The sequence below is a fragment of the Sphingobium sp. GW456-12-10-14-TSB1 genome, assembly GCF_059424385.1.
In genome coordinates this window covers 1,681,700-1,699,277 of sequence record NZ_JBWKZI010000001.1, presented here as the reverse complement: position 1 = coordinate 1,699,277, position 17,578 = coordinate 1,681,700, and the positions used below count along the sequence as shown (strand labels likewise).

Annotated in this window: 17 protein-coding genes and 1 tRNA gene; 7 read left to right on the top strand and 11 right to left on the bottom strand. The window is 65.2% G+C overall.

The genetic code is table 11. The features are described 5' to 3' along the window. Window positions 1-49 precede the first annotated feature (49 nt). Both AC07X9_RS08290 and AC07X9_RS08285 read right to left on the bottom strand, forming a co-directional pair. Window positions 50-772, bottom strand: coding sequence for a GIN domain-containing protein (locus AC07X9_RS08290; RefSeq protein ID WP_017184188.1), 723 nt, complete (start codon window positions 770-772; stop codon window positions 50-52). Beyond that, window positions 724-1,485 carry a head GIN domain-containing protein gene (locus AC07X9_RS08285; protein WP_017184187.1) on the bottom strand — a complete coding sequence of 254 codons (762 nt, stop codon included), beginning with the start codon at window positions 1,483-1,485 and terminating at the stop codon, window positions 724-726. Before AC07X9_RS08285 ends, AC07X9_RS08290 begins: the two co-directional genes overlap by 49 nt. Before the next feature lie 108 nt (window positions 1,486-1,593). Here AC07X9_RS08285 and AC07X9_RS08280 point away from each other — a divergent pair, with 108 nt between their 5' ends. After that, complete coding sequence (locus AC07X9_RS08280) at window positions 1,594-3,183, top strand: M28 family metallopeptidase (protein ID WP_017184186.1); 1,590 nt, start codon at window positions 1,594-1,596, stop codon at window positions 3,181-3,183. Window positions 3,184-3,189: 6 nt separating this feature from the next. On the opposite strand, the gene gloA2 is transcribed toward AC07X9_RS08280, so the two are convergent. Beyond that, window positions 3,190-3,576: an SMU1112c/YaeR family gloxylase I-like metalloprotein gene (gene gloA2 / locus AC07X9_RS08275; protein WP_017184185.1), complete on the bottom strand. Its 387-nt coding sequence runs from the start codon at window positions 3,574-3,576 to the stop codon at window positions 3,190-3,192. Between the two features lie 142 nt (window positions 3,577-3,718). On the opposite strand from gloA2, the gene hemB reads away from it, so the two are divergent. Next, the gene (gene hemB / locus AC07X9_RS08270; protein ID WP_017184184.1) at window positions 3,719-4,714 is read left to right on the top strand and encodes a porphobilinogen synthase; all 996 of its coding nucleotides are present in this window, start codon (window positions 3,719-3,721) and stop codon (window positions 4,712-4,714) included. 1 nt (window position 4,715) lies between these two features. Further along, window positions 4,716-5,285, top strand: a complete 570-nt coding sequence (locus AC07X9_RS08265) for a gamma carbonic anhydrase family protein (RefSeq protein ID WP_026002582.1) — start codon at window positions 4,716-4,718, stop codon at window positions 5,283-5,285. Between the two features lie 158 nt (window positions 5,286-5,443). Here AC07X9_RS08265 and AC07X9_RS08260 read toward each other — a convergent pair whose 3' ends face one another. From AC07X9_RS08260 to zwf, 5 genes are all read right to left on the bottom strand, one after another. After that, complete coding sequence (locus tag AC07X9_RS08260) at window positions 5,444-5,956, bottom strand: hypothetical protein (RefSeq protein ID WP_017184182.1); 513 nt, start codon at window positions 5,954-5,956, stop codon at window positions 5,444-5,446. Between the two features lie 58 nt (window positions 5,957-6,014). Further along, the gene (gene eda / locus AC07X9_RS08255) at window positions 6,015-6,638 is read right to left on the bottom strand and encodes a bifunctional 4-hydroxy-2-oxoglutarate aldolase/2-dehydro-3-deoxy-phosphogluconate aldolase (protein ID WP_026002581.1); all 624 of its coding nucleotides are present in this window, start codon (window positions 6,636-6,638) and stop codon (window positions 6,015-6,017) included. A gap of 2 nt (window positions 6,639-6,640) precedes the next feature. Then, window positions 6,641-7,615 (bottom strand): glucokinase, encoded by a 975-nt coding sequence (gene glk / locus AC07X9_RS08250; protein WP_017184180.1) that lies wholly within the window; start codon window positions 7,613-7,615, stop codon window positions 6,641-6,643. A gap of 111 nt (window positions 7,616-7,726) precedes the next feature. Then, on the bottom strand, window positions 7,727-9,568 hold the full coding sequence (edd, locus tag AC07X9_RS08245) for a phosphogluconate dehydratase (RefSeq protein ID WP_017184179.1): 1,842 nt from the start codon (window positions 9,566-9,568) through the stop codon (window positions 7,727-7,729). Further along, a complete protein-coding gene (gene zwf, locus AC07X9_RS08240) occupies window positions 9,561-11,024 on the bottom strand; it encodes a glucose-6-phosphate dehydrogenase (protein ID WP_026002580.1) in 1,464 nt (487 codons plus the stop codon). Before zwf ends, edd begins: the two co-directional genes overlap by 8 nt. A gap of 229 nt (window positions 11,025-11,253) precedes the next feature. On the opposite strand from zwf, the gene AC07X9_RS08235 reads away from it, so the two are divergent. Then, window positions 11,254-11,338, top strand: a tRNA-Leu gene (locus AC07X9_RS08235). 252 nt (window positions 11,339-11,590) lie between these two features. Here the strand turns inward: AC07X9_RS08235 and AC07X9_RS08230 are convergent. Beyond that, entirely contained in the window at window positions 11,591-12,727 is a 1,137-nt protein-coding gene (locus AC07X9_RS08230) for a pyridoxal phosphate-dependent aminotransferase (protein ID WP_017183672.1), read from the bottom strand. 65 nt (window positions 12,728-12,792) lie between these two features. Between AC07X9_RS08230 and AC07X9_RS08225 the strand changes: the two genes are divergently transcribed. The 3 genes from AC07X9_RS08225 (at window position 12,793) to AC07X9_RS08215 (ending at window position 15,539) form a co-directional block, all read left to right on the top strand. Continuing rightward, entirely contained in the window at window positions 12,793-13,056 is a 264-nt protein-coding gene (locus tag AC07X9_RS08225; protein WP_017183673.1) for a hypothetical protein, read from the top strand. Between the two features lie 127 nt (window positions 13,057-13,183). After that, on the top strand, window positions 13,184-13,450 hold the full coding sequence (locus AC07X9_RS08220) for a hypothetical protein (protein ID WP_017183674.1): 267 nt from the start codon (window positions 13,184-13,186) through the stop codon (window positions 13,448-13,450). A 352-nt stretch (window positions 13,451-13,802) separates the two neighbouring features. Then, the gene (locus AC07X9_RS08215; protein WP_017183676.1) at window positions 13,803-15,539 is read left to right on the top strand and encodes an acyl-CoA dehydrogenase family protein; all 1,737 of its coding nucleotides are present in this window, start codon (window positions 13,803-13,805) and stop codon (window positions 15,537-15,539) included. A 153-nt stretch (window positions 15,540-15,692) separates the two neighbouring features. On the opposite strand, the gene trmB is transcribed toward AC07X9_RS08215, so the two are convergent. Both trmB and AC07X9_RS08205 read right to left on the bottom strand, forming a co-directional pair. After that, window positions 15,693-16,388 carry a tRNA (guanine(46)-N(7))-methyltransferase TrmB gene (gene trmB, locus AC07X9_RS08210; protein ID WP_017183677.1) on the bottom strand — a complete coding sequence of 232 codons (696 nt, stop codon included), beginning with the start codon at window positions 16,386-16,388 and terminating at the stop codon, window positions 15,693-15,695. A 43-nt stretch (window positions 16,389-16,431) separates the two neighbouring features. Further along, window positions 16,432-17,523, bottom strand: coding sequence for a hypothetical protein (locus AC07X9_RS08205; RefSeq protein ID WP_017183678.1), 1,092 nt, complete (start codon window positions 17,521-17,523; stop codon window positions 16,432-16,434). Between the last annotated feature and the right edge of the window lie 55 nt (window positions 17,524-17,578).

The following is a 17,578-nucleotide window of genomic DNA, read 5'->3' as shown; positions in this document are numbered from 1 at the left end:
TCCAGTCGTAGCGGCCGATGCCAGAGCGACGGCGCTTTGTCATTATCGTTCAATAGGAGTCGCCGCCGCAGGCAATGCGCCCGGTGCCGCGATTGTCGACCGAACAGGCGGCCTTGCCAGTGACGGTGACGTCGCCGGAGCCAGTGGCGGTGATTTTGGCGGTGACGTCTGCGCTGAGGGCAATGCTGCCCGGCCCGTCATTGGCAAGGGTCGCCTGCCGCGCGCGCAGACCTTCGCCCGCGACCGCGCCGGGGCCGGAGACGCGGATATTGGCGACGCTGGTGCGCCCGGCCAGGGTCGCGCGGCCACCGCCCGCCAGCGACAGGTCGATCCGGTCGAGATCGACCGCCGCCACGCTCACATCGCCATTGCCGCCCAGCACGATGTCCCCGCGCAGCCCCTTCATCCGGCTGACCGCGACCGATCCGCCGCCGGTCAGGACGATGCGGGACAGATCGCCGGTGGAGACGCGCAGGGTCGCCGCGCCGCCGCCTTTTTCACCGGGCCGCGCGCGGGTGATGCCAATGATGAGCAGGCGGCCCGACACCGCGACGTTCAGCCGGTCGAGCAGCGCCTGATCCCCCTCCGCGCGGGCCGATGCGCCTGCGCCGGTGGTGACGATGACGTTGACCGGCGCATCGACCCGGATCGCGTCGAAGCTGGTGATGGTATAGCCGCGGGTCGCCGCCGCAGCGGGCGTCGCGATCAGGATGGTCACGCCGATCAGGGCGCGCAGCGCGCCTCGCCCGGTCCTGTGCCACTGGTCGTACATTGCGCCTTGCCCTTCACCGTCACGTCGCCCGGCCCCATGATCCTGATAGCGACCGCGCCGTCCGACGCAAAGGCGATGTTGCCCGCGCCCAGGATCGACACTTTGGCCGTGCCCAGTTTGAGGTCGTCGGCGTCGATGTCCCCCGCGCCGGTGATGGCGAGTTGGCCTGAGTCGGCGGTGCCCGCGATCTTGACCGATCCGGCGCCGGTAATGTCGGTCTTGAGGCTGCGCAGCTTGACGGTGCCAATGGCGAAATCGCCAGCGCCGGTCAGCGACAGGTCCAGCATGTCGCCCTCCGCCCGGTCGAGCGTGAAGTCGCCTGCGCCGGTCAGCGCAGCGGCGCGGATGGCGGGCATGGTGACATGGACGGTGACGTCGCCATCGTCATTCTTGCGACCAAAGGCCCAGTTGCCGTCCGATTTGCGGCCGATCACCAGCCGGTCGCCCTTGACCGCGATGGTGAGCCTTTCGATCGCCTTGGGATCGCCCTCCGCGCGGACAGAATAGGCATCGCCGATCGTCACGGCGACATCGTCCGGGCCGGTCGCTTCGATGGCGTTGAAATCCTTGAGCGTCGACCAGTCCTGCGTCGCGCCGCCCTTTGCGGCGGGCGCGGCATCATCGGCGGGGCGCGAACAGGCGGCGGTCGACAGGGCAAGCCCGGCAAGCAGCAGAGCCGACAGGGAAGGGGAACGGGTCATCGTCATCTCCATACTGTATTGCCATTGTAATACACGCTCATGGTAGCGGTTCCAAGCCCCCTTGTTCGTCAGGCAGGATAAGGCAAGATAGAGACGAGATTAGAACGGAGTAGCACGACCATGCGCGGCCTTTCCTTCGGCATATCCCTGATCGCGTTGATGGCGGGCAGCGCCGCGCCGGCCGCGGGCGAGGGGGACAAGGGCGCGCGCTGGTGGGCGCATGTCGAGGCGCTGGCCAATGATGCGATGGAGGGGCGCGGGACCGGGACGCCGGGCTATGACCGGGCGGCGGACTATGTGATCGGGCAGTTCAAGGCGATGGGGCTGAAACCGGCTGGCACGCAGGGCTATCGCCAGCCGGTGGCGTTTGTGGAGCAGCGCATCCTGTCCGACAAGTCCAGCGCGGCGCTGGTGGGACCGCAGGGGGAGATGCCGCTGGCGGTGCCGGGTGACCTGATCTTTGGCGGTGGGGGCGGGCCGGTGCCCGAAAGCGTCGACGCGCCAATGGTGTTTGCGGGCTATGGCCTGCATCTGCCCGAAGCGGGGCATGACGATTTTGCCGGGCTGGACCTGAAGGGCAAGATCGTCGTCGTGCTGTCGGGTGGTCCGGCGACCCTGTCGGGCGCGCTCAAATCCCATGCGCGGTCGGAGCGGTCGCACTGGCTGGCGGAGCAGGGCGCGCTGGGGCTGATCACGCTGGTCACGCCCAGGCAGGTGGAGATCCCGTGGGTACGGCGGATCGCCCTGTCGGGCGCGCCCGCGCTTTATTATAGCGATGTCAGCCTGCGCGACACGCAGACGCCTTTCCTGAGCGCGCAGCTCGATCCGGCCAAGTCCGACATGCTGTTTGCCGGGTCGGGACAGGATTTTGCCGCGATCGTGGCGGCGGCGGATGCGTCCGCGCCCGTAGCGTCCTTTCCGCTGGCGCTGCGGCTGAAGGCGCAGGTGAACGCGACGCGGGCCGACCTGTCATCGCCCAATCTGATCGCGGTGCTGCCCGGTAGCGACCCGAAGCTGCGGCAGGAATATGTCGTGCTGTCGGCGCATCTGGACGGCTATGGCGTGGGCACGCCGATCAAGGGCGATGCGATCTATAATGGCGCGCTGGACAATGCGTCCGGGGTTGCGAGCCTGCTGGAGATCGGGCGCGCGCTCAAAGCCGGTAAGGTGAAGCCCAAACGGTCGATCCTGTTCGCGATCGTCACGGCGGAGGAGAAGGGATTGCTGGGCTCCCGCTATTTCGCGCGCCGCCCGCCCGTGCCGCAGAAGAGCATCATTGCGGACCTGAATTTCGACATGGCGCTGCCGATCTTTCCGCTGACCAGCGTGACGCCAATCGGCTATGACCAGAGTTCGCTGGGCAAGGATGCGGAAGCCGTGAGCGCGGCGATGAACCTGCCGATCACGCCCGACCCTTTCCCCGACCGCAACGTGTTCATCCGGTCGGACCAATATGCCTTCATCCGCGAGGGCATACCGGCGCTGTTCTTCAAATATGGGTTCAAGGCGGGGACGCCCGAAGCGACGGTAGAAAAGGCGTGGCGGGCGAATATCTACCATTCGCCGTTCGACGATCTGAACCAGCCGGTGATGCCCGCCGAAAGCGCGAAGCTGAACGACTATGTGACGGCGGTGACGCTGCGCGTGGCCAACGGGGCGGCGCGGCCGACTTGGAACGCGGACAGTTTCTTCCGGCGCTTTGCCAGGTAGCGACGGTCAGGGCGCTGGTTGCTCATACAGTTCGAGCGGCAGTCCGTCAGGGTCGGTGAAGAAGGTGAAGCGCTGGCCGGTATATTCATCGATCCGGATCGGTTCGCACGCGACCCCGGCGGCGTCGAGCCGCGCCACTTCCGCATCGATATTGGCGACGGTGAAGGCCAGGTGCCGCAGGCCGCAGGCTTCGGGGCGGCTGGTGCGGGCAGGCGGGTCGGGGAAGGAAAACAGCTCGATCTGGGCATTGCCTGCGTCAAGATCGCACTTCCAAGACTGGCGCTCGGCGCGCCAGACTTCGCGGATCACCGGCAACTGCAATATGTCGCGGTAAAAGGCGCGCGAGCGGGCATAGTCGGAACAGATGATGGCGATATGATGGATGGCGCGCATGAGGGCCTTCTATCGCAGGGGCAGGCCCGGGGGAATGGGGAATGGGGGATGGAGCGGCCTTCCTGTCGAGGGGAGCGGGGCGCTGGCCTGTGTTCGATCACTCTGGCTTGATCCCCCGGCTTCGCGCGCCTAGACCCGCGCCATGACCCAATCTTCCTATCCGGCGCTGCGGATGCGGCGCGCGCGGGCTTCGGCGTGGAGCCGGGCGATGTTTGCGGAAAATCGTCTGTCGCCCAGCGATTTCATCTGGCCCCTGTTCGTGACCGAGGGCGACGGGGTGGAGGAGCCGATCGGGGCGCTGCCGGGCGTGTCGCGATGGTCGGTGGATGGCATCGTCGCGCGGGCGCGGGAAGCGCGGGATGCGGGCATCCCTTGCCTGGCGCTGTTCCCCAATACGCAGGCCGACCGGCGCAGCGACGATGGCGCGGAGGCGCTGAACCCCGACAATCTGATGTGCCGGGCGATCCGCGCGATCAAGGATGCGGTGCCGGACATCGGCGTGCTGACCGACGTGGCGCTGGACCCCTATACCGCGCATGGGCAGGACGGGCTGCTGGACGATGGGGGCTATGTCCTCAACGATGCGACCGTCGATGTGCTGATTGGCCAGTCGCTCAATCAGGCGGCGGCGGGGGCGGACATCATTGCGCCCAGCGACATGATGGACGGGCGGGTCGGCGCGATCCGCGCGGCGCTGGAGGGCGAGGGCCATGTCAATGTCCAGATCATGTCCTATGCCGCCAAATATGCGAGCGCATTCTACGGCCCGTTCCGCGATGCGGTGGGATCGCGCGGGTTGCTGAAGGGCGACAAGAAAAATTACCAGATGGACCCGGCCAATGGGCAAGAGGCGTTGCGCGAGGTGGCGCTGGACCTGGCCGAGGGGGCAGACAGCGTGATGGTGAAGCCGGGGCTGCCCTATCTGGACATCATCGCCCGTGTGAAGGACCAGTTCGCGGTGCCGGTGTTCGCCTATCAGGTGTCGGGCGAATATGCGATGATCGAACATGCCGCCGCCGCTGGCGCGGGGGACCGCGACGCGCTGGTGCTCGAAACGCTGATGGCGTTCAAGCGGGCGGGCTGTTCGGGCGTCCTGACCTATCATGCGCTGCATGCGGCGCGGCTGCTGGGAGCTTGAGATGAGCGATTATCCGGGCGTCAGCATCGTCCCGTTCAAGGGCAAGACGCCGGTCATCCACCCCAGCGCCTTCATCGCGCCGGGATGCCGGATCATCGGCGATGTCGAGATCGGCGAGGATGCGAGCATCTGGTATAATTGCGTCATCCGCGCCGATGTGAACCGGATACGGATCGGCGCGCGCAGCAATGTGCAGGACGGCACGGTGATCCATTGCGACAGCCCCGGCGACGGGATCGACCGGCCGCTGGAAGGATGGCCGACCATCATCGGGGATGATGTGCTGATCGGCCATATGGCGATGGTGCATGGCTGCACGCTGGAGGACCGGGCGTTTGTCGGGCTGGGCGCGATCGTAATGGACGGCTGCGTGATCGAGAGTGACGGGATGCTGGCGGCGGGTGCCTTGCTGTCGCCGGGCAAGCGGCTGCCGGGGCGGCAATTATGGGCGGGGCGACCGGCCAAATATATGCGCGACCTGTCCGACGAGATGGTGAAGAAGCTGAGCGGCGGCGCGGCGCGCTATGTCGACTATGCGCGGGCGCATAAGCAGGCGGTGGACGCGGTTTAGGGCTTATATTCAATCAGTTTTGCACGGCTCCTGCTCCTCCCCTTTAAGGGGAGGTGTCGGGCCGAAGGCCAGACGGAGGGGTGTCCCGCTATCGAGAGGGTGACACCCCTCCGTCAACGCTTCGCGTCGCCACCTCCCCTTGCAGGGGAGGATCAATTTCAGGGCTGGGCCAGTTGCCCCTTGAGCGCGTCGATGCGGTCATTCTGGCTGTCGACGATGGCGAGGGCCGTGGTGCGGGCGGTGTCGAGGGCGTCGAGGCCGCCGCTTTCCTTGCCATCGGCAATGGCGCTGGTGCGATTGACATAGAGGGTGTCGAGGCTGGCGAGAGCGGAAACGCTGTCGTTACGGGCGGTTTCCAGCGCGCTGATGGCGACCTGCGCGGCAACCCAGGCGTCGCTGGAGACGGACGATCCCGATGCGGCGCGGGCGGCCTTTTCCGCTTTGGCATAGGCAGCGTCGAAGCCGGTCCGGCCGGTTTCCGCCTGCGCCGTGAAGCGGGCGATCTGCTCGGTCAACTGAGCGTCGGCGGCGACCGGGGCGGGGGGCGGCGCGGCCTGCGCGACCGGGGCGCTCTCGATCGGCCGCTTGGCGAGCGAGGGATAGGTCAGCTGTCCGCCGGTGCAGCCGGACAGGAGCAAGGCGAGATAGGGCAGCAGCCGACGGGTCATCATGAACCTGCATCTAGGGTGGCGGGTGACGGCGCGCAATGGCCCCGTCACCCGCGCACGATCATCCGCGCGGAAGGGCGGCGGCGGCGCGCGCCAGTTGCTCGATCTTCGCGCCGTCGACCGGCCCCTTGGGCACGACCCAGCTGCCGCCGACGCATTTGATGAAGGGCTGGGCCAGCCATGTCGGCGCGCTTTCCAGCGTGATGCCGCCGGTCGGGCAGAAACGGGCGGTGTGCAGCGGCGCGGCAAGCGCCTTGAGCGCGGGCAGGCCGCCCGATGTTTCGGCGGGGAAGAATTTGAAATGGGTAAGGCCCATGTCCATGCCGCGCATGATGTCGCCCGCCGTGGCGGTGCCGGGCAGGAAGGGGATGTTCGCGGCGATCGCGGCCTTGCCCAGCGGTTCGGTCAGGCCGGGGCTGACGACGAAGCGCGCGCCTGCTGCCATTGCGGCGTCGAGCTGTTCGGGATTGAGGACGGTGCCGGCGCCGACGACAGCGCCTTCCACCTGGCTCATTTCGCGGATCACGTCGAGCGCGGCGGGGGTGCGCAGCGTGACTTCGAGCGCGGGCAGGCCACCGGCGACGAGCGCGCGGGCGATGGTGAGGGCGTCCTCCACCCGATCGACCACCAGCACCGGGATCACCGGGGCCAGCTCCATCACCTGTTCGACGGTCAATTCGCTCATAATCATTGCTCCCTGAAGGCGGCGGCGGCCCCAAAAAGGCCGATTTCATCATGGACGGCCATGCGGATCGGAACGGATGCCATCAGGCTTTCGAACCGGCCCTTGGCCTTGAAACGGGTGTGGAAGCCGCTGTGCGGCAGGAAATCGCGCATCCGCTGGGTCAGGCCACCGGCCAGCACGACGGCATGGGGACCATGGGCCAGCGCAAGATCGCCCGCGACCGAGCCGTAGCAGAGGCAGAAGCGTTCGAGCGCATTGCGGGCGAAGGCATCGCTGTCATCCAGCGCCGCCTGCCACAATTCGGGGTCTTCCATCAACATCACGCGATGATGGCCGATCGTCGCCATCGCCTTGTAGATATTGTTGAGGCCGGGGCCGGACACGATCCGCTCGGTCGAAACGCGCAGGAACTTGTCGCGCAGATAGGCGAGGATTTTTTCTTCCAGACTGTCGAGCGGGGCGAAATCGAGATGGCCGCCCTCGGTCGCGATGACGTGGGGATGGCCATTGTCATAGGCGATCATCGCAACGCCAAGGCCGGTGCCGGGGCCAAGAATGGTGACACCGCCATCGCGGGGGAAGGGGCGATCCTCGCCGAACAGCAAGGGCAGATTGTCTTGCGGAAGGCGAGAGACGGCATGGGCGACCGCTTCGAAATCATTGACCAGCTTGACCGTGCGAACGCCCAGATCCTCGGCCAGCGTATCGGCGCGGATGACCCAGCTGGAGTTGGTCAGCTTGATGACGTCGCGGCCAATGGCGGTGGCGAAGGCGATGGAGACGGCGTCGGGCAGGTCGCCCGCGTCGCTATCCGCCTCATCCTGCGTGAAGGCGGCCCAGCAGGATTGCAGGCTGGAATAGTCGGCGACCTTATATTTGCGCACCGTGCCGAGCGTCGGCACGCCGCTTTCATCGAGCGAGGCGCGCGCGAAGCGGGCGTTGGTGCCGCCAATGTCGGCAGCGACGATGTTGGTCATCAGGGCATCCTATCATTATGTCCGTCATGCCAGCGCAGGCTGGCATCCCTCTTCCTTTGCGTAGCGCAAGCAGAAGAGAGATCCCGGCGTTGGCCGGGATGGCGGTGGAGATTATAGTTCGGCTTCCATGGCGGCGAGAATCGGGGACGCCCCCTGTTCGGCCAGGTCGCTATGATGGCGGAACAGGGCGAACAGTTCGCGGCCCGTGTCATAGGGCGGGGGCGGCGCGGCGGGGATGTCGCGCGCGTCCCAGGTTGCAGCGTCGACCAGCGCGTCGATAGCGCCGCTCTGCGCGCAGACCCGGACGAGATCGCCGTCGCGCAGCTTGCCGATGGGGCCGCCGCCCAAGGCTTCGGGCGAAAGATGGATGGCGGCGGGCACCTTGCCGGATGCGCCGGACATGCGCCCGTCGGTCACCAGCGCGACCTTGAACCCGCGATCCTGCAGCACACCAAGCGCAGGGGTCAGCTTGTGCAGTTCGGGCATGCCGTTGGCCTTTGGCCCCTGGAAGCGGACGACGACGACGACGTCGCGTTCCAGTTCGCCCGCCTTGAAGGCGCGCAGGACGTCGTCCTGATCGTGGAATATCGCGGCTGGCGCTTCGATGGTCCAGAGCGCGGGATCGACGGCGCTGACCTTCATGACGCAGCGGCCCAGATTGCCCGCCAGCAGCTTCATGCCGCCATCGGCGCTGAACGGATTGGCAACGGGGCGTAGCATGTTTTCATCGCGCGAGGCGGGGACGTCGCGCCACTGGAGCGCTTCATTTTCCAGCACGGGTTCCTTGCCATAATCGGTGAGGTCGCCGCGTGCGACGGTCATGATGTCGCGATGGAGCAGGCCATTGTCGAGCAGTTCGCGGATGATATAGCTCATGCCGCCAGCGGCGTGGAAATGGTTCACGTCGCCCGAGCCATTGGGATAGACGCGGGCGAGCAGCGGGACGGCATCGGAGAGTTCGGCGAAATCGGTCCAGTCGATGCTGATCCCGGCGGCGCGGGCGATGGCGGGCAGGTGGATGGCATGGTTGGTCGATCCGCCGGTCGCCATCAGGCCGATGATGGCATTGACGATCGCCTTTTCATCGACGCAGTGACCCAGGGGACGATAATCGTCATTTGGTTGTCCGTCTTTGGCCCAGCCGATCGACGCCAGCCGGTGAGTCGCGGCGCGGGTAAGTTCCTGACGCAGCTTCGTGCCGGGATTGACGAAGGCGGCGGCGGGCATGTGGAGGCCCATCACTTCCATCATCATCTGGTTGCTGTTCGCCGTGCCGTAGAAGGTGCAGGTGCCAGCGCCGTGATAGCTGGCGCTTTCGGATTCGAGCAGTTCGTCCTTGCCCACTTTCCCTTCGGCATAAAGCTGGCGGATGCGGACCTTTTCCTTGTTGGCAAGGCCGGAGGGCATCGGCCCGGCGGGGATCAGGATGGTGGGCAGATGGCCAAAGCGCAGCGCGCCGATCAGCAGGCCCGGCACGATCTTGTCACAGATGCCGAGCAGGGCGACGCCTTCGAACATGGCGTGGGACAGCGAGATGGCGGTCGACAGCGCGATCGTGTCGCGGCTGAAGAGCGAAAGGTCCATGCCCGCCTGCCCCTGGGTCACGCCGTCGCACATGGCGGGCACGCCGCCCGCCACCTGAGCCGTGGCGCCGACTTCGCGGGCGGCCAGCTTGATCGCTTCGGGATAGCGGCCATAGGGCTGATGCGCCGAGAGCATGTCGTTATAGGCCGTGACGATGCCGATATTCATCGCCGCGCCGGTGCGGATGACCGGCTTGTCCTCGCCACTGGCAGCAAAGGCATGGGCGAGGTTGCCGCAGCTTAGCTGATCGCGGTTGGTGCCAGCGTCGCGGCCACGCTCGATCAGGTCGAGATAGTGGCGGCGGCTCTTGGCGCTGCGCTTTACGATGCGTTCCGTCACCTTGGCGATGATGGGGTTCAGTTCAGTCATGCCAGCTGGCTCCGTCACGTTCGATAAGGGCAATGGCCGAGGATGGACCCCAGTTCCCGGAAGAATAGGGGGCGGGTTTCATATTGGCTTCCTTCCACCCGTCGATGATCGAATCGATCCAGGTCCATTGCGCCTCCACCTCGTCACGGCGGACGAACAGGGTGGGATCGCCGGCCAGAAGATCGAGGATCAGCCGTTCATAGGCGATGCGGCGGCGCTGCCCGGCAAAGGCGGCGGTCAGCGAGACGTCGAGCGTCACTTCGTCGAGATGCACCTGCCGTTCGAGGCCGGGCCGTTTCGACATGATGGTCAGGCGGATATATTCTTCGGGCTGGAGGCGGATGACCATCGTGTTGGATTCAAGCCCCGATCCATGGCCGTCCCGTCCGAAGATGGAGTGCCGGACCGGCTTGAACTGGATCATGATTTCGGACTGGCGTTCCGGCATCCGCTTGCCGGTGCGCAGGTAGAAGGGGACGCCCTGCCAGCGCCAATTGTCGATATAGGCCTTTACCGCGACGAAGGTTTCCGTGGTCGATGGCTTGCCCAGTTCGTCGGCATAGCCGGTGACGATCTGGCCGCCCACGGCGCCCGGCGTATATTGGCCGCGCACACTATGCGTCTTGACGGTTTCGGCGGTCATCGGGCGCAGCGAGCGCAGCGCCTTCACCTTTTCATCGCGCACCGCGGTCGGGTCCATGCGGGCGGGCGGCTCCATGGCGATGATCGACAGAATCTGGAGCATATGGTTCTGCACCATGTCGCGCAGCGCGCCGACGCCGTCATAATAGGAGACGCGGCCTTCCAGGCCCACGGTTTCGCCGACAGTGATCTGGACATGGTCGATGCCGGTCGCGTTCCACAAGGGTTCGAACATCAGATTGCCAAAGCGCAGCGCCAGCAGGTTCTGGACGGTTTCCTTGCCCAGATAATGGTCGACGCGGAAAATCTGATCCTCTTCGAACAGCGCGCCGATGCCGTCATTGACCTGCTTGGAGGAAGCCAGATCCTTGCCGATCGGCTTTTCCATCGCGATCCGGGTGAGCGGGGTGATGAGGCCGGCGTCCGCCAGACCCTGCGCCGTGGGGGCGAACAGCGATGGCGGGGTGGAGAGATAGACCGACAGGCCGCGTTCCAGCCGCCCGTCGATCCGATCGGCAAGGGCGGCGAACTGGGTCGCATTGCCTGCCTCCACCGGCTGATAGCAGATCATCGCGCGGAAGGTGGCGGCGACTTGGCTGTCATAGCGGTCGGCCGCCAGAAACTGGCGCAGCGCCGCATCGACATCGTCGCGGAAGGCGTCATCGTCCAGTTCCGACCGGCCGGAGGCGACGATCAGAAAATCGTCGGGCAGCAGCCCGTCGGACAGGAGGTTATAGAGCGAAGGGAAGATCATCCGTCGCGCGAGATCCCCCGTAGCGCCGAATAATAGGAACGTAGCAGATGATTCGGCCAAAGGATGGTCCTTTTCCGTTGAACATATCTATATCTGCACGATGACGCCCTTATAGCGCGCGCGGATGATAGCGCAAGGAGGCTATCGTCCCGGCGGCGATGCTGCAACGGCTTGCTATCGCATGGTGAAAGTCTGGCGGGCGTGGCGCTTTGGGCGATGATTATGGCCCGGACTGATTTTCGGCTGGACGAGGGAGCCGGATTTTGTCATTTGGCGGCTCCCAGGCCGTGCGGGCGTGGTGAAACTGGTAGACGCGCCGGACTCAAAATCCGGTTCCGCAAGGAGTGTCGGTTCGATTCCGACCGCCCGCACCATTTTTTGGCCGGACTTTGTTTCCGACATTGCAATTCAGATCGAAGTGCATCCTTCCATGGAAGGGCAGGGCGGTTGCATATGACTTTCCGCTATCCATCCAACGTCATGCTGAATTTATTTCAGCATCCATCTGCCCCACAGGCCGCCGCTCGTAAGGAGAAATGGATCCTGAAACGAGTTCAGGATGACGATGAAGGACGAGGCAGTTCATATGCGAAAAGCCTGCCCTTGCAGAGGAGGATTTCCAGCGTTCAACGCCTGCCTTGCGCCTGAAACCATGGCACCATCCGGGCGATGGCATCCTCTACCCGGTCGGTGGAGACGGCGAAGCTGAAGCGGATGAAGTGGTGTCCTTCGGCCGGATCGAAATCTATGCCGGGCGCGGTGGCGACGCCGGTGTCCTGTAGCAGGCGGTGGCAGAAGGCCAGGCTGTCGTCGGTCAGATGGCTGATGTCGGCATAGAGATAGAATGCGCCATCGGGCGGCGCGATGCTGGCGAGGCCGAGCGCGGGCAGGGCGTCGAGCAGCAACTGGCGGTTGCGGCGGTAGGTGGCGACATGGCCGTCCAGTTCGATGCTTTCCTCAAACGCCTGCAGCCCGGCCTGCTGGGCCAGGACCGGGGGCGTGAGGAACAGGTTGCCCATGCGGGCGCGGGCGGCGTCGATCAGGACAGGCGGCACGACGATCCAGCCCAGGCGCCAGCCGGCCATGCTGAAATATTTGGAGAAGCTGTTGACGATGATCGCGTCGGGCGCGAATTCCAGCATCGAGCGGGCCGGGTCGCCAAAGGACAGGCCGTGATAGATTTCATCCGAGACGATGGCGATGCCGCGCGCGGCGCAGGTCGCGGCGATGCGGGCCAGTTCGTCGGCGGGGATGATGGTGCCGGTGGGGTTGGCCGGGCTGGCCACGATGAGGCCGTCGGGCGCTGGATCAAGCGCGGCGAGCGCGTCGGCGCTGATCTGATAGCGTTCCGCCGGACCGCAGGCGACCTCCACGGGGGAGAGATAGAGCGCCTTGAGCGTGTTGCGATAGGCGACATAGCCGGGGCGGGCGGTGGCGACGCGCGCGCCGGGCGCGAACAGGCTGGTCAGTGCAAGGACCAGGCCGGGGGACGCGCCGCAGGTGAGCAGGATGCGTTCGGCATCGATGGCGAGACCATAGCTGTCGCGATAATGGCGGGCGATCCGGTCCTTGAGCGGCTGGCTTTCCCAATAGCCCATCGGGTCGGTGTCCAGCACATGATGGGCCATGGCGATGGACGCGGCCGGTGCGCCGGTGGAGGGCTGGCCAAATTCCATGTGAAGGATGGAGCGGCCCGCCGCTTCGAGCCTGTGGGCTTCGCGGCTGATGGCGATGGCGTGGAACGGGTCGATGCTGGCGATCATGCCGCCTGCCTAGAGGGGGCGGGGCCGGGCTGCAACCTTGGCGGGTGGCGCGGCGTTGGGGCGGGATGGATGAGGCTGTGCTGACGGGGCTGCAATATTATGGCGCGGCGGCGGCGACGCTGGCGGCGTTGCTGGTGTCGCTCAACATCGGGCGGCGCGTGACCGGATGGGCGTTCGTACTGTTCGTCACCAGCTCGATCGCGCTGATCCTGTGGGGGTTTCTGGCGCAGGACAGCGAGGGGATAGGCTGGCAGAATGTCGCCATGCTGGGCATCAATATGGTCGGCGTCTGGCGCTACCTGCTGTCCTCGCACAAGCCGCGGGATTAGCGGGCAGGTTGCGGGAGGTGGGGGAGGATGGGTCGCCTAAGGGGGGATTGGCGACGTTCTGTTGTCGAGGGGCTAAGGCTCGTAAGCGGACGTTGCCTTCTCAACGAAACGGCTCCAGAACGAACGCATGGCGCAGACCCAACATACGTTCAGCAATAAGAAGGACGGCCCAATCTACATATCGGTCGAACCTTGGCCTCAATGCTTCGAACTGGAACCGGGCGATAAGCTCACGTTGAAATGGGATGCCGATGATAGCGGCGATGCGATGCAGATCGATTTCATAAACGAGCGCGAGCTTGTCGTGTGGCCCAACGGCAAAATCGATGATATAGAGTATCTTTTCAACGGCGATCCGGGCGAAGATCGAAGCTGGACCTTCAAGCACAGATAAGCAAGGACGCTTCGCCTAATGACTGCTCGTTGGACGCGCGCGATCTGCCGCTGTTGTCGCCAACGGTCGTTCCCGATCATCCTCCCCTGTAAGGGGAGGTGGATGGCCGTAGGCCAGACGGAGGGGTATCAGCCTCTCGATAGGGCGACACCCCTCCACCACTTCGTGGTCCCCCTCCCCTTGCAGGGGAGGAATTTCCGGGCGCTTCTGGTCGCTTGCAGACTGGCGCTCTTTTTCGGGCGCCCTTCGTCGTCGGCCTTGAACCAGCCGTTTGCGGCGGGCTTACAGGCGCGTGAAAATTGACTGTAACATATGTTTGGTGTAGTGTTCGCGCGATAGAAGAGGAACCGCCATGCAAAGCTATGCCCCGCCGATCGACGATTATCGATTTCTGCTGAACGATGTACTGGGTTTCGACCAGGCGATGGCGGAGTTGGGGAAAGAGGTGGATGCCGATCTGGCGGTGGCGGTGCTGGAGGAGGCGGGGAAGGTCTGTGCCGAGCGCTTGCAGCCGCTGAACCGCGAAGGGGACGAGCAGGGGAGCCGTCTGGTCGATGGCGCGGTGCAGACGCCCGATGGCTTTGCGCAGGCCTATCGTGACTTTGCCGAGGGTGGCTGGACGTCGCTGTCGGCGGACCCGGCGCATGGCGGGCAGGGGCTGCCCTTTGTCCTGCAACTCTGGTTCGACGAGATGATGTCGGCGACCAACCTGTCCTTCGGCCTGTTCCCCGGCCTGTCGCGCGGGGCGTGCGAGGCGATTGCGGCCCATGCCAGCGACGAACTGAAGGCCGCCTATCTGGAGCCGCTGGTGAGCGGCGAATGGACGGGCGCGATGGCGCTGACCGAGAGCGGGGCGGGGACCGATCTGGCGCTGCTCAAGACGCGGGCGACGCCAAAGGGGGACGGCAGCTATGCGGTGGCCGGGACCAAGATTTTCATTTCGTCGGGCGACCATGATTTTGGCGGCAACATCGTCCATCTGGTGCTGGCGCGGCTGCCCGATGCGCCGCCCGGCGTGAAGGGGATCAGCCTGTTTCTGGTGCCCAAGTTCCTGCCGGACGCCGATGGTGGTTTTACTGTGCGCAACGCCATGTCGGTGGGGTCGCTGGAAAAGAAGATGGGCATCCACGCCCAGCCGACCTGCGTGATGCATTATGACGATGCGACCGGCTGGCTGGTGGGAGAGGCGCATCGCGGGCTGGCGGCGATGTTCACGATGATGAACGCCGAACGGTTGATGGTGGGCATTCAGGGACTGGGGATTGCAGGGGGCGCCTATCAGCAGGCGGTCGCCTATGCGCGGGACCGGTTGCAGGGGCGCAGCGCGGACGGGGCGCGCGGCCCGGTGGCGATCATCGAGCATGCCGATGTGCGGCGGATGCTGCTGAATGTCCGCGCGTTCGTGGAGGCGGGCCGGGCGCTGGCGGGATGGACCGCGCTGCAACTCGACCGGGCGAAAGCGCATGCGGATGCGGGCGAGCGGGGACAGGCGGACGCGCTGGTGGCGTTGCTGACGCCGGTGATCAAGGCGGCCTTTACCGACTATGGCTTTGAATGCGCGGTGCAGGCGCAGCAGGTGTTCGGCGGCCATGGCTACATCCGCGAATGGGGGATGGAGCAATTTGTCCGCGACGCCCGGATCGCGCAGATTTACGAAGGCACCAACGGGGTGCAGGCGATGGACCTGGTCGGGCGCAAGCTGCCCATGGCAGGCGGCGCGGTGGTCGAGGGCTTTTTCGACGGGATCGCGGCGGATGTCGCGGCGGCGGGCGACCGCGTGATCGCGGTGCGGACGGGCGAGGCGCTGGCCTTGCTGCGCGAGGCGACGGCATCGCTGCGCGGGGCGGGCGTGGACGCGACCGGGGCCGCGGCGGTCGACTATCTGCGGCTGTTCGCGCTGGTGGCGATGGGATGGATGTGGACGCGGATGGCGGTCGCCGCCGGGTCTGGCGAGACGGCGCTGCATCAAGGCAAGCTGGCGGTAGCGGATTATTATGCCCGGCGGGTGTTGCCGCAGGCGAGCGGGCTGGCGGCGAGCATCGCGGCAGGCGAAGGGGCGATCATGGCGCTGGCGGCGGAGGCGTTTTAGGGGGGCAAGCATCAACCTGTGCGCACCGTTTCTCGACTTCGCTCGAAACGAACGGAGCAGGGTACAATCATCGGGTTGGCTGTTGCCCCATCGAGAGGGTGACACCCCTCCGTCAGGACTGCGCCCTGCCACCTCCCCTTGCAGGGGAGGATTTCATTTGCGCCGGTAGCGGAAGTACCAGACTTCATGGCCCTTTTTGCGGGCTTTGGCCTCGTAGCGGGTCTGGGGCCAGCCGCCGGGGCGGGTGAGGAAGTCGGCGGGATCGTTGGCCAGCCAGTCGAAATCGGGATGGCCGTTCATCACCATCAGCGCCCAGCGCAGATAGATGGGATGATCGGTGCCAAAGCGGAATTCGCCACCCGGCTTGAGCTTGCGGGCGATCATCGCGACCGGGCCGGGGTTCATCATCCGGCGCTTGGCATGGCGCGCCTTGGGCCAGGGGTCGGGGTGGAGCAGATAGACAAAGCTCAAGGCGCCGTCTGGAATGCGGCTGAGCACCTCAAGCGCATCGCCCATGTGCAGGCGGACATTGCCCAGCGCACCGTCGCGGACATGGCCAAGCGCGGTGACGACGCCGTTCAGGAAAGGCTCGCAGCCGATAAAGCCATGGTCGGGCAGCATGTCGGCGCGATAGGCAAGATGTTCGCCCCCGCCAAAGCCGATCTCGAAATGGAGCGGGCGATCGTAACCGAAGAGGGAGGCAGCGGTGATCTCGCCTTCTTCGGGCACGGAGATGGCGGGGAGGAGGGTGTCGACCAGTTCCTGCTGCCCCTGCCGCAGCTTGTGGCCCGATTGGCGGCCATAGAGGCGGTTGAGGGTCGTTGGATCGCCGGATTTATGCGCTGTCATGGGGCGGCTGACTAGCGGGTAGGAGGGGTGGGGGCAAGGCTGCCTATTTGTCCCCGATCGCATCAGGGGAGAAGGTGATGCTATTGTCCTTTCCATAGACGGTCGTAACCGAAACGGGATGTTCCGACTGGACAGCCAGTATCGCCTGAGCGGGCGGGGGCATTGCATCATAGCTGGCATATTGCAGCCATTTGTCATGCTTCTTGACCGTGAGTGACCAGGGGGCAGGGCCATTGCTGCCTAGCAGCAGGCCAGAGAGTGTGTCGCGCTCTACGACAAGCAATTCACCGGAATCTCCGAGCGGAATGAGATAGCCGTCTTCGCGCTTTTCACCCTGATAAATGGGCAGGCGTCCGGATATGCGATCGCTATGGATGCATAGCGCCAGCGGAGCGGGTACTTCGCCTTTGTCCCGCGCTTTGCTGCGATCGTCGGTGTCGACCTTACCGGCCATGGCACCTAGCAGCACGGCCGCGCCGTCCAGTTTGCGCTTTTTGGCGTCCGGGCCGAAGGGGCGGGCCTTTTCGCAGGCGTGGAAAGGTGTCGCGGCGGTCAGCGGCGGGAGCGTTTTGGGCCAGCCGATCTGCCGGATCATCCGGTCCATCGCAGCGTCGAGTTGAGCGGCGTCGTGGACTGGTGAGGTCATGCGCAATTTGACGATCCATTCGCCGAGAGCGATCAGGGCGACGCCGCTACTGCGGCCCAACTGGGTAACTGAAAAGCTCTGACGTAGCCCCGATGCAAGGGTGGCACCGGGAATGGCGAAGGCAACTGGGTCGGCCTGCGGCGTTACGGTGCCGAACTTGCTGTTGGTAGCGATCATGGTCGCTGCGACATCGAACCAGAGTGCTGTCGAGGGTTCAGCGGCATGGTAGACATAGAAATTGGTGTGGGTTTTGGCGACGGGGTCGTCATAGGCGATCGAGACGTCGAGCAGTCGGCCGTTGCTGAGGTCTTTTACTTCGGTACGGGCGAAACGGTCGATCGCGGCGGGGAATAGGATATTGCTGGGTTCGTGGAGCCACGGCTGGTCGGCAGGAGCCGTGATCTCTGTAGGAGCGGCAGGCTGGGCTGATAGCGGTGCAGCAAGCGACGACGCCGCCAGCGCGATGGTCAGAGCAAAAAATCTAATCATCAGTTGCCCCTGCCCGAACCCATATGGAGCAGCAAGGTAACGGAAAGGATTAGAA